Source organism: Pseudomonas cichorii (assembly GCF_019719005.1).
Lineage (GTDB): Bacteria > Pseudomonadota > Gammaproteobacteria > Pseudomonadales > Pseudomonadaceae > Aquipseudomonas > Aquipseudomonas cichorii_E.
The window spans coordinates 1-12110 of sequence record NZ_JAIGPJ010000039.1 but is presented as its reverse complement, the minus strand read 5'-3'; the positions used below and the strand labels follow the sequence as shown (position 1 = coordinate 12110).

10 protein-coding genes are annotated in these 12110 nt (G+C 61.8%); 7 read left to right on the top strand and 3 right to left on the bottom strand.

Annotated features, from left to right (window positions below; translation table 11 throughout):
- Window positions 1–28 precede the first annotated feature (28 nt).
- On the top strand, window positions 29–1081 hold the full coding sequence (locus K5D32_RS21925) for an AI-2E family transporter (protein ID WP_198725193.1): 1053 nt from the start codon (window positions 29–31) through the stop codon (window positions 1079–1081).
- 41 nt (window positions 1082–1122) lie between these two features.
- On the opposite strand, the gene xopAW is transcribed toward K5D32_RS21925, so the two are convergent.
- The 3 genes from xopAW to K5D32_RS21910 form a co-directional block, all read right to left on the bottom strand.
- Window positions 1123–1779, bottom strand: a complete 657-nt coding sequence (gene xopAW / locus K5D32_RS21920; protein WP_221601818.1) for a XopAW family type III secretion system calcium-binding effector — start codon at window positions 1777–1779, stop codon at window positions 1123–1125.
- 113 nt (window positions 1780–1892) lie between these two features.
- Window positions 1893–2933 carry a cell wall metabolism sensor histidine kinase WalK gene (locus K5D32_RS21915; RefSeq protein WP_221575956.1) on the bottom strand — a complete coding sequence of 347 codons (1041 nt, stop codon included), beginning with the start codon at window positions 2931–2933 and terminating at the stop codon, window positions 1893–1895.
- On the bottom strand, window positions 2930–3679 hold the full coding sequence (locus tag K5D32_RS21910) for a response regulator (RefSeq protein WP_221575955.1): 750 nt from the start codon (window positions 3677–3679) through the stop codon (window positions 2930–2932). The genes K5D32_RS21915 and K5D32_RS21910 overlap by 4 nt, the downstream gene beginning before the upstream one ends.
- A gap of 370 nt (window positions 3680–4049) precedes the next feature.
- On the opposite strand from K5D32_RS21910, the gene kdpF reads away from it, so the two are divergent.
- From kdpF to K5D32_RS21880, 6 genes are read left to right on the top strand one after another with little or no spacing between them, the layout of a single operon-like run.
- Entirely contained in the window at window positions 4050–4139 is a 90-nt protein-coding gene (kdpF, locus tag K5D32_RS21905; RefSeq protein WP_074569008.1) for a K(+)-transporting ATPase subunit F, read from the top strand.
- Between the two features lie 8 nt (window positions 4140–4147).
- Window positions 4148–5842 (top strand): potassium-transporting ATPase subunit KdpA, encoded by a 1695-nt coding sequence (gene kdpA / locus K5D32_RS21900; protein ID WP_221575954.1) that lies wholly within the window; start codon window positions 4148–4150, stop codon window positions 5840–5842.
- Between the two features lie 10 nt (window positions 5843–5852).
- Window positions 5853–7919, top strand: coding sequence for a potassium-transporting ATPase subunit KdpB (gene kdpB / locus K5D32_RS21895; RefSeq protein ID WP_221601817.1), 2067 nt, complete (start codon window positions 5853–5855; stop codon window positions 7917–7919).
- A 42-nt stretch (window positions 7920–7961) separates the two neighbouring features.
- Window positions 7962–8534 carry a potassium-transporting ATPase subunit KdpC gene (kdpC, locus tag K5D32_RS21890; RefSeq protein WP_221575952.1) on the top strand — a complete coding sequence of 191 codons (573 nt, stop codon included), beginning with the start codon at window positions 7962–7964 and terminating at the stop codon, window positions 8532–8534.
- A 16-nt stretch (window positions 8535–8550) separates the two neighbouring features.
- Complete coding sequence (locus K5D32_RS21885; protein ID WP_221601815.1) at window positions 8551–11205, top strand: sensor histidine kinase KdpD; 2655 nt, start codon at window positions 8551–8553, stop codon at window positions 11203–11205.
- Between the two features lie 55 nt (window positions 11206–11260).
- A complete protein-coding gene (locus K5D32_RS21880; RefSeq protein WP_221575950.1) occupies window positions 11261–11950 on the top strand; it encodes a response regulator in 690 nt (229 codons plus the stop codon).
- The last annotated feature ends 160 nt before the right edge of the window (window positions 11951–12110 follow it).

The window sequence follows — 12110 nt, the reverse complement described above, 5'->3', positions numbered from 1 at the left end:
CGCTTTCTCGTTTTCATAGGTGTCCTCCATGTTCAATAACGACCGCCTGCTGGTGCAGATCCTGTTGTTGGTGCTATTGGGTGCCTGTCTCTGGGTAATGGCCCCGTTCTGGTCGGCACTGGTCTGGGGTGCTGTGCTGGCGTTTGCCAGCTGGCCGCTGATGCGTTTGCTGACTCACTGGTTCAAGGGCCGCGAATCCCTGGCCGCTCTGGTGATGAGTCTGTGCTGGCTGCTGCTGGTGGCCGCGCCGCTGGTGTGGCTGGGGTTCAACCTCGCCGATCATGTGCGCGATGCAACGGCGTTCATCAAGGATGTTCAGGTCGACGGGCTGCCCGATCCTCCGGCCTGGCTGGCGGGGATTCCGCTGGTGGGCGAGCGGCTGGTCGGTATGTGGAACACCATCGATCAGCAAGGTGCGGCATTGATTACTGCTGCCAGGCCTTATCTGGGGGAAGTCGGCAACTGGCTGCTGGCCCGTAGCGCACAGATCGGTGGCGGTATTCTCGAGCTGACCCTGAGTATCGTGTTCGCATTTTTCTTCTATCGCGACGGTCCGAGGCTGGCGGCCTTCGTGCTCAGCCTGCTGGAGCGTCTGATCGGTGACCGGGCCCAGTATTATCTGGATCTGGTGGCTGCTACCGTGCAACGTGTGGTCAATGGCGTGATCGGCACCGCGGCAGCCCAGGCCATCCTGGCCCTGATCGGCTTCCTGATCGCAGGCATTCCCGGTGCTCTGGTGCTGGGCATCCTGACCTTCCTGTTCAGCCTGATTCCCATGGGGCCGCCACTGGTCTGGATTCCGGCCACTGCCTGGCTGGTCTGGCAGGGGGAATATGGCATGGCGGTGTTCATGGGTCTGTGGGGCACCTTCATCATCAGTGGCGTGGACAACGTCCTCAAGCCGTACCTGATCAGCCGTGGCGGCAACCTGCCGTTGGTGATCGTGCTGCTGGGAGTATTTGGCGGTTTGCTGGCGTTCGGTTTTATCGGCCTGTTTATCGGGCCGACGCTACTGGCGGTTGCCTACAGCCTGTTGACCGACTGGGTCGCCGGTGAGCGAATCATCAAGAATCATCGCTAGAAGATTCCGCCGCATGACGCCTGTCAGCGGCGGTTTTCCGGTCAGGCTGCGGTGTCGAGGTATTTGCCGACAGGCTTGCTGCCTTCGGTGTCATAACGTTCGCCCAATGCGGCAATCATCTTGCTCAAGGCCTGGGCAGTCACCTGACTGGCGCTGGTCTGCTCGCTGTCGATGCTGCTGACATTGGCATTCTGTGCAGGCGGCGGGCCGGCGGGTGGCTGTTGAGGTTGCAGGCTGGCGGTCAGTTCTTCAAGACTGACAGTGCCGTCCTCATTGGTGTCCAGTGCATCGAACACTTTAGTGCTGTCTGCCGTACTGCCCGCATTGGTAAGGCCGGTGGTCAGCTCGTCGCTGTTGATCGAACCGTCGCCGTCAGTGTCCAGCGAGCTGAGCAGGTCTTCTGCCAGGTCCGTTGCGGGTGGAGGCGGCGGTGGAGTCAGCGCTGCCAGTTCATCGGCATCCAGGCTGTCATCATCGTTACTGTCCAGGCTGCTGAACGCTTCGCTCAGGCTGACGGTAATTCCGTCTTTCTTGTCGGAGGAAAGCGCCGAGCTCAGTTCGTCCTTGTTGATGCTGCCATCACCGTCGGTATCGAGCTTTGCCAGCAACTCTTCCTGAAATTTCTTGCTGTTGGTGCCTGAAGTCAAACTGGTCGAGCTGGTGTAGCTCGAATAACTGCTGCTGATGCCACTGATCATTGGACTGACTCCCTGAGGTTTATAGAGCCGATGGCGGTGCACCGGCTTATGAAGCCTCGGGGTGGCAGTTGTCGTGGGGATGTGGGATTTGTATCGGGTGGGATACGCGGTCGTCAGACTCGTGGCAGATCAAGCACTACCGTCAGGCCGCCGCCCGGCGTCTGGGTCAGATACAACTCGCCGCCCATGCGCAAGGCTGCTTCCCGGGCGATGGTCATGCCCATGCCGACACCACCTGAGTTGCGATTGCGCGAGCCTTCCAGTCGATAGAAGGGCTCGAAAACCGTCTCGTGAAACTCGGGGGCGATACCCGGCCCATGATCGATGACCGAGATCTTCACGCGACCGGGCTGATCCTCGATATCGATGCGCACACTGCCTGCATAGCGCAGGGCATTGTCGATGAGGTTGTGCAGGCAGGAGCGCAGCGCCATGGGCTGGATTCTGAGTGGCTTGCACTGGCCCTGGTACTGCACGTCGTCGCCATTGTCCTGAGCGTTCTCGGCCAGTGATTCGATCAGTGCCTGCAGGTCCAGCTGTTGCAGTTCTTCGCTCTTGCGATGCTCATTGAGGTAACTCAGGGTCGCGTCGAGCATGTTGATCATGTCATCCAGATCCTGGGTCATCTGGTCGTGCAGCTTGAGGTCATCGATCTTTTCGACGCGCAGCTTCAGGCGTGCCAGCGGTGTGCGCAGGTCGTGGGAGACAGCTGCCAGCATGCGTCCGCGTTGTTGCATCTGCTCGCGGATCTTCTGCTGCATCAGATTGAAGGCATGAGCTGCATTGCGCGCCTCCAGGGGGCCGGTGAGTTCCAGAGGCGGGCTGTCGAGGTTTTCGCTCAGGCGCTCGGCGGCTTCGCTCATGCGCTGCACGGGACGGCTCAGGGCCTTGGCCCCGAACCAGGCGGCGATCACCAGTGTGACTAACTGAAAGCCCATGACCGTCAGCGGGCCACGCCAGAACGAGGGTCTGCGGCGCTCACGATCCTGAGGCGAGTCATTGGCCTGCTGCTGCGCCGAGGGCGCTACTTCCCGCGGAGGAGGCGGTGGCCCGTATTGGGTGAACCAGATAAATGCCAGTACATGCCCTAGCAGGATCGCAATCAGCGCGCCGCCAAAAAGTCGTGCGAAGAGTGTATCGGCTGATCTTATCAAGCGAGTTCCTTGGCATCGAAGAGGTAGCCTTCGCCGCGCACCGTCTTGATCAACTGGGGATTCTTGGGATCGTCTCCCAGTTTCTGGCGTAGACGCGAGACCAGCAGATCGATGCTGCGGTCGAAGGCTTCGATGGAGCGGCCACGGGCGGCATCGAGCAGTTGCTCGCGGCTGAGCACGCGGTGCGGACGTTCCAGAAATACCCGCAGCAGTCGGAACTCGGCGTTGGAGAGCGGCACCACCAAGCCATCGGCAGCAATCAGTTGGCGCAGGACGCTATTGAGTCGCCAGGCATCGAACCGGACGGTGGTGCGCTGTTCGCTGCGTTCGTCACGCACACGGCGCAAGACCGTCTGGATACGCGCCACCAGTTCGCGAGGTTCGAAGGGCTTGGCCATGTAGTCGTCGGCACCCAGCTCAAGGCCGATGATACGGTCGGTGGGTTCGCAGCGGGCGGTGAGCATCAGGATCGGAATATCCGACGTGCTGCGCAGCCAGCGGCACAGCGAAAGACCGTCTTCGCCGGGCAGCATCAGGTCCAGCACCACGACATCGAAGGTTTCTTCGGTCAGGGCCTGACGCATCTGCGTACCATCGGTGACGCCTCTGGACTGGATATTGAAACGGGACAGGTAATCGCAGAGCAGTTCACGAATGGCCACGTCGTCATCGACGATCAATGCACGGGTGTTCCAGCGCTGTTCGGATGAGGATTGATCGGTGTTGCTGTCTGGGATGGGGTGCATAGTGCGACTGCTGCCTTGTGATGCCGCCATCACTGGCCGCTGTTGAGGATCAACGCTCCCGTCATGCTACTTCGCCACGGGGCGCGGCGAAAGGGTGTCGCGGGAGAATGTCGTGGGCATGTCCTGAATGTATTGATCTTGGTACAAAAGAGCGGAGCCTGCCTGTAATACTTTTTGCCGCCGACGCGGCCAATGCCAATCCATCGCCTTCAATAACGTCTCGTGAATGAATTCGCTCCCGCCGCAGTGCTGCCGCGCCATTCTTTACGCCGTCTTTACGCCCCTCGTTACCTGTTGCTCTCGTTCCTTTACACCCCTCCTGAGGACAATTGCTCCCAAGCGGCAACCGCCGTAGCGACGGAGAATCTTGATGAGCGTTCTGGATGGGGTGTCACTGCTGTTGGCAGTCGGGCTGTTCATTTACTTGCTGGTTGCGCTGCTGCGCGCAGGCCGGAACTAGGAGCTGCCATGCACAGTTATGACTATCTGTTGATTCTGGCTTTTCTGGTGCTGGTCGTATTGCCCGCGCCTTTGCTGGGGCGTTTCTATTATCGGGTGGTGGAAGGCGAGCGCACCTGGCTCAGCCCGGTGCTGGGGCCGGTGGAGAATATCTGCTATCGCCTGTCGGGCATCGACCCCAAGGTCGAGCAGAACTGGAAGGCCTATCTGTGGGCCTTGCTGGCGTTCAACCTGGCCGGTTTCGTGCTGCTGTTCGCGATGTTGTTGGGGCAGGGTGCATTGCCGCTCAACCCGCAGCAATTGCCGGGCATGGAGTGGTCGCTGGCGTTCAATACCGCGATGAGTTTCGTCACCAACACCAACTGGCAGAGCTATAGCGGCGAAGCGTCGCTCAGTTACCTGAGCCAGATGGTCGGCCTGACCGTCCAGAACTTTGTCAGCGCTGCCACCGGTATTGCCGTGTTGCTGGCGTTCTGTCGCGGCATCAGCCGTCGCTCGACCGAAAATCTCGGCAACTTCTGGACCGACATGACCCGCGTCACCCTGTACGGCCTGTTGCCGCTGTGCATCGTGCTGGCCTTGTTGCTGGTCTGGCAGGGCGTGCCGCAAAGCTTTGCCCACTACATCGATGCCGTCACCCTGCAAGGTGCTGACCAAAGCCTGCCCATGGGGCCTGCCGCCAGCCAGATCGCAATCAAGCAACTGGGCACCAACGGTGGTGGCTTCTTTGGTGTGAACTCGGCGCATCCGTTCGAGAACCCCACTGCCTTGAGCAACCTGCTGCAACTGGTGTCGATCCTGCTGATTCCGGCGGCGCTGGTGTTCACCTTCGGCCATTACGTCAAGGACATGCGTCAGAGCCGCGCCATCATGGCCTGCATGCTGATCATGCTGCTGATCGGCGGCGCTGTTTCGCTGTGGGCCGAGTATCAGCCCAACCCGGCGCTGAACATTGCCGGTGTCGAGCAGACTGCACCGCTGGAAGGCAAGGAAAGCCGTTTCGGCACCACTGCCACTGTGCTCTGGGCGACGGCGACCACTGCCGCGTCGAACGGCTCGGTCAACGCCATGCATGACAGCCTCAACCCGCTGACCGGCATGGTCACGCTGGTCAACATGATGGTCGGCGAGGTGATCTTCGGTGGCGTGGGTGTCGGCCTTAACGGCATGCTGCTCAACGTGCTGATCGCCGTCTTCCTGGCCGGTCTGATGATTGGCCGCACCCCGGAATACCTGGGCAAGAAGCTGCAAGCGACAGAGATCCGCCTGCTGGTCGCGACCCTGTTGGTCATGCCGGTCGGCGTGCTGGTGCTCGGTGCCGTGGCGGCAAGCCTGCCAGGGCCGCTGGCCTCGGTGAGCAACCCCGGCCCCCATGGCTTCAGCCAGTTGCTGTACGCCTACACCTCGGCCACGGCCAACAACGGCTCGGCGTTCGGTGGTTTCAGCGCCAATACCGTGTTCCACAACCTGATGCTCAGCGTGGCGATGTTCCTGGGGCGTTTCGGCTACATCGTGCCGGTTCTGGCACTGGCGGGCAGCCTGGCGATGAAAAAGGCCGCGCCGCAGGGCCTCAACAGCTTCCCGACCCATGGCCCGCTGTTCGTGACCTTGTTGACCGTGACCATTTTGCTGGTCGGTGGCCTGACCTTCCTGCCAACCCTGGCACTGGGTCCGATTGCCGAACATTTGAGCCTGGGCTTCTGAGGAGCCGATGATGAATATGCAGATTCCTGTGACAAAGCCGTCTGAAACGCCAGCAGTGGCCGATCCGGCGAAAACCAGCTTCTCGTCGCTGTGGCGCGGTGCGCTGGTGCAAGCCTTCGTCAAACTCGACCCTCGCCAACTGGCCCGCTCGCCAGTGATGCTGGTGGTGGAACTGACCGCCATCCTGACCACGGTTCTGTGCCTGATCCCCGATCCGGCTGTATCGACCGGCGTTGCGGTGCAGATCGCCCTGTGGCTGTGGTTCACCGTGTTGTTCGCCAACTTTGCCGAAGCCCTGGCCGAAGGGCGCGGCAAGGCGCGTGCCGACAGCCTCAAGGCGGGAAGCGAAGGGCTCAAGGCGCGTCGTCGCGATGAGTCCGGCGCGTTCAGCATGGTCAACGCCAGCGCCTTGCGCAAAGGCGATGTGGTGCGCGTCGAGGCCGGGGAAATGATCCCCGGTGACGGTGAAGTCATCGAAGGCATTGCTGCGGTCAACGAAGCGGCGATTACCGGCGAATCGGCTCCGGTCATCCGTGAGTCCGGCGGCGACCGTTCGGCCGTGACCGGCAATACCCGCTTGGTGTCCGACTGGCTGCTGATACAGATCAGCACCAACCCCGGCGAATCGACCCTGGACCGCATGATTGCCCTGGTCGAAGGTGCCAAACGCCAGAAAACGCCCAACGAAGTGGCACTGGATATCCTGCTGATCGGCCTGACCCTGATCTTCCTGCTGGTGGTCGTGACCCTGCAACCGTTCGCCCGTTTTGCCGGTGGCAGCCTGCCGCTGGTGTTTCTGGTGGCGCTGCTGGTGACGTTGATCCCGACCACCATCGGTGGCCTGCTGTCGGCCATCGGTATTGCCGGCATGGACCGTCTGGTGCGCCTCAATGTGATCGCCAAATCCGGGCGCGCGGTTGAGGCTGCCGGTGATGTGCACGTGCTGCTGCTGGACAAGACCGGCACCATCACGTTCGGCAACCGTCGTTGCAGCGCGCTGTATTCCGCAGCGGGCGTGACAGCCAAGGAAATGAGCGACGGCACCTTGCTGGCGTCCCTGGCCGATGACACCGCTGAAGGTAAATCCATCGTCGAATACCTGCGTAATCTGCACCCGATCAGCGAGCCAAAACCTTCGGAACTGACGGCTGTGCCTTTCAGCGCCGAAACCCGTTTGTCCGGCGTGGATTATCAAGGTCACCAGTACCGCAAGGGTGCCGTGGATTCATTGCTGGCCTTTGTGGATCTGCAACGTCGCGACCTGCCTGCTGCCCTGGCCCGGGAAATCGACAATATCGCCAAGACCGGCGGTACGCCGTTGCTGGTGTGTGTCGACAAGAAACTGCTGGGCGCGATTCACCTCAAGGACGTGGTCAAGCCGGGCATTCGCGAGCGTTTCGCCGAACTGCGCAAGCTGGGTATTCGCACCGTCATGGTCACCGGCGATAACCCGTTGACCGCTGCGGCCATTGCCGCCGAAGCCGGTGTGGATGACGTGCTGGCCGAGGCTACGCCGGAGAAGAAACTGGAGCGTATTCGCGCCGAGCAGAACGAAGGGCGTCTGGTCGCGATGTGTGGTGACGGTGCCAACGATGCGCCTGCACTGGCTCAGGCGGACGTCGGCATGGCGATGAACGACGGCACCCAGGCTGCGCGTGAAGCAGCGAACATGGTGGATCTGGACAGCGATCCGACCAAATTGCTGGACGTGGTGCAGATCGGTAAGGAACTGCTGGTGACTCGCGGCGCACTGACGACCTTCTCCATCGCCAACGACATCGCCAAATACTTCGCGATCCTGCCAGCCTTGTTCGCGGCGATCTATCCGCAACTGGGCGTGCTGAACATCATGCAACTGGCCAGCCCGCAAAGCGCGATTGTCTCGGCCATCGTCTTCAACGCCTTGATCATCGTGCTGCTGATTCCGCTGGCCCTGCGCGGCGTACGGGTCCAGGCCGCCAGCGCTGCCCATCTGCTGCGCCGCAACCTGCTGATCTACGGAGTGGGCGGGATTATCGTGCCGTTCGTGGGCATCAAGTTGATCGACATGCTGCTGGTTGGATTGGGGCTGGTGTAAAACCGGACCCAATGTGTTGCAACTCACTATGAGGAACTGATGATGTCCACTGTATTGCGTCCGGCCTTGAGCCTGATTGTGTTGATGACTGTGCTGACCGGTGTGGCTTATCCATTGGCCGTGACCGGTGTGGCTCAGGTGGCTTTCCCCGAGCAGGCCAATGGCAGCCTGGTTTACGACGCCAGCGGCAAGGTGCAAGGCTCGGAACTGATTGCCCAGGCCTTCACCGGAGATGAATGGTTCCAGTCGCGTCCTTCGGCGGGTGCCTTCGCCACGGTCTCCAGCAGCGCGAGCAACCTGGCCCCAAGCAACCCGGCCCTGGTGACCCGTGTCACTGACGATGCCGCCAAACTGGCGGTCGCGGGGCAGGGCGCGGTGCCTTTGGCCTTGCTGACCACTTCCGGCAGTGGCCTTGATCCGCATTTGCCGCCGTCCGCCGTGGTTTATCAGGCCGCACGGGTCGCGACAGCGCGCAATCTGCCGCTGGCGCAGGTGCAGGCGTTGATCGAGGCCAATACCGAGCGATCCCTGATTGGCCCGCCCGTGGTTAATGTGCTGGACTTGAATCGTGCCCTGAATCAGTTAACGTCTGCGCAACGTCAGGCACAACTTTGAGTGAGTAGTACCAACCATGAGTGATTCCGGCCGTGCCGATGCCTTGTTAGCCGATATGCCCAGAGCCGGGCGTGGGCGTTTGAAAGTGTTTCTGGGCGCTGCGCCTGGCGTCGGCAAGACCTACGCCATGCTGCAGGCCGCCCATGGCCAGTTGCGTCAAGGCGTCAAAGTGCTGGCCGGTGTGGTTGAAACCCATGGTCGCGCAGAAACCGAGGCATTGCTGGGCGGTTTGCCGCAACAGCCTTTGCTGCGCTCTCAATACCGTGGCGTTACGCTGGAAGAAATGGACCTCGACGGCCTGCTCAAACAGCGCCCGGAACTGGCGCTGGTGGACGAACTGGCCCACAGCAACGCGCCGGGCAGTCGCCACGCGAAACGCTGGCAGGACATTCAGGAACTGCTGGCCGCAGGCATCAATGTCTACACCACCGTCAATGTGCAGCACCTGGAAAGCCTCAACGACCAGGTGCGCGGTATTACCGGCGTACAGGTGCGCGAAACCCTGCCTGACTGGGTGTTGCAGGAAGCCTATGAACTGGTGCTGATCGACCTGCCGCCCCGCGAGCTGCTGGAGCGTCTGCGCGACGGTAAGGTCTATGTGCCGGAGCAGGCGCGGGCCGCCATCGATGCGTTCTTTACCCAGACCAACCTCACGGCCTTGCGTGAGCTGGCAATGCAGACGGCAGCGGCCCAGGTGGATAACGATCTGGCCCAGGGCTACCGCCAGTTGGGGCAGGACGCACCTGCGGTGCGCGGGCGGTTGCTGGTCTGTGTGGATGGCGACATGCATGCCGAGCGTCTGGTGCGTCATGCCAGCCGTGTTGCCCAGCGTCGGCATTTGCCCTGGACGCTGGTGCATGTGGACAATGGCCGGCCTTTCGACGAACAGTCCCGCGCCCGCCTGCAACGTGCCCAGCAACTGGCCGAGCGGCTGGGCGGGGAAGTGGTGCAACTGCGTGCAGGCGAAGTGGCCAGAACCCTGATTCAGCATGCGGCCGAGCGCCGGGCCAGCGTTGTTCTGGTTGGCCAGTCGCAACCGCGCCTGCGTCGTCGCCTGTTCGGCGGCGGGGTTGCCGAGCGCCTTTTGCGTGAGGCCCATGGTCTTGAAATCAGTGTGCTGGACAGCGAGCCATTGCCGGATCAGCCACGGGTTCGCTCGTCCCGGCCTGCGCCATGGTTCGATTATTTCCTGGCCCTGATTGCGACCGTACTGGCCAGTGCCGTGGCCTGGGCGGTGTCGAACGTACTGGATCTGCCGAATATCTCGCTGGTGTTTCTGGCGGCTGTCCTGCTGGTGGCGATACGCACCAGCATGGGCCCGGCGCTGGCCTGTTCAGTCTTGTCGTTCCTGGCCTATGACTTTCTGTTCATGCCGCCGAGTTTTTCTCTGGTCATCCAGCGCGAAGAAGACGTGCTGACCTTGCTGTTCTTTCTGTTGATGTCTGCCCTGACCGGCAATCTGGCCGCCCGCCAGCGTCGGCAACTGGAAGCCTTGCGCGATACTCAGGAACAGACCAGCGAATTGCTGGACCTGTCCCGCAAGATGACTGCCGCGACGGATCGTCAGGCCGTGCTCAGCGCTGCCGAACATCATTTGAATGGCTGGCAGGAACTGCAAGTCTGCCTGCTGGACCGCGACGGGCAGGGTGGCTGGAAACTCAGCGACGATATTGCGCCACTGTCCGAATCGGAGCGTGCGGCGGCAGACTGGGCCTGGCAGCATGATCAGGCGGCGGGCTACGGCACCGGCACCTTGCCGTCCGGGCGCTGGTGGTGGTGGCCATTGTCCGGTGAAAACGGGCCGCTGGCCTTGCTGGGCGTGTGCCCGCGCGATGGTCAGGAATTCACTGCCCAGCGTCGCCGTCTGTTGATCGCTCTCAGCCAGCCACTGGCCCAGGCGCTGGCCCGTGCGCGACTGGCCGAGGATCTTGAAGCCGCACGCCTGCATGGGGAAACCGAACAACTGCGCAGCGCCTTGCTGGCGTCGGTGTCCCATGATTTGCGCACGCCCCTGACTTCCATGCGCGGCAGCATCGACAGCCTGCTGGCGCTGGGCGAGGCCATTTCTCTGGAGGATCGCCGAGAACTGCTGGAAGGCACCCGGGACGAGGCCGAGCGTCTGGACCGCTATATTCAGAACCTGCTGGACATGACCCGTCTGGGCCACGGCGCACTGAAACTGTCCCGGGACTGGGTATCGCCCGGCGATATCGTCGGCAGTGCCCTCAGTCGCTTGCGTGCGGTGATGGCTCCATTGCAGGTCGAGGCTCAGGTGTCTGCCGAACTGCCGCTGCTGTATGTGCATGCCGCGCTGATCGAGCAGGCGCTGGTCAATGTGCTGGAAAACGCGGCGCGCTTTTCGCCGCTCAATGGCCGTTTGCAGGTTGCGGTCACGGTGGAGAACAGCGAACTGGTCTTTGCCGTGAGTGATGAAGGGCCGGGGATTCCCGAGAGCGAGCGGGCGAAGATTTTCGACATGTTCTACACCGCTGCCCGGGGTGATCGTGGCGGGCAGGGCACGGGGCTGGGTCTGGCGATCTGTCAGGGCATGGTCGGTGCCCATGGCGGCCGGGTCAGTGTGGGCGCTGGCATTGACGGGCAAGGCACCTGCATCACCTTGCACCTGCCACTGCAAACACAGCCCGAAGCCGAAACGGAGTCGTTGCCTTGAGGGCGCTTTACGTTAGGCTTGTGGCCAATCCGGCCATTGCACACTCAGGGACATCATGAGTCAGACCTCGACCATTCTGGTGATCGACGACGAACCGCAGATTCGCAAGTTCCTGCGCATCAGTCTTGTCTCGCAGGGATACAAAGTGCTTGAGGCAGCCACCGGCATCGACGGCCTGAGCCAGGCCGCCTTGAGCAAACCGGACTTGCTGGTGCTCGACCTGGGGTTGCCGGATATGGACGGCCAGCAGGTACTGAGCGAGTTTCGTGAGTGGTCGAGCGTGCCGGTGCTGGTGCTGTCGGTCCGTGCCAGTGAAACCCAGAAGGTCCAGGCGCTGGATGCCGGTGCCAACGATTACGTGACCAAACCCTTTGGCATTCAGGAGTTTCTGGCGAGGGTTCGGGCGTTGCTGCGTCAGGTGCCGGTCGGCGACAAGACGGAATCGGCACTCAATATCGGCCCGCTGACCGTGGACCTGGCGTATCGTCGTGTGCTGCTGGACGGTGTCGAGGTGGCGCTGACCCGCAAGGAATACGCGGTGCTTGCACAGCTGGCGCGTTATCCGGGGCGGGTCATTACCCAGCAGCAATTGCTCAAGGACATCTGGGGGCCGACCCACACCGAAGACAGCCACTATTTGCGGATCGTGGTAGGGCACCTGCGCCAGAAACTGGCCGATGACCCCGCCGCCCCGCGCTTTATCGTGACCGAAGCCGGGGTTGGGTACCGTCTGATGGGCACCTGACCCAGTAGGAGCGAATTCATTCGCGAATGGATCCAAAGAAAATGGATCGCCTGAAATGCCGTCTCGCGAATAAATTCGCTCCTACATCATGAACTGCCCCCCAAAAGTTGGACGGTTTCAGCCAGCAGCCTGAGCCCTGTAGTCGACAGGGCTCAGGCCA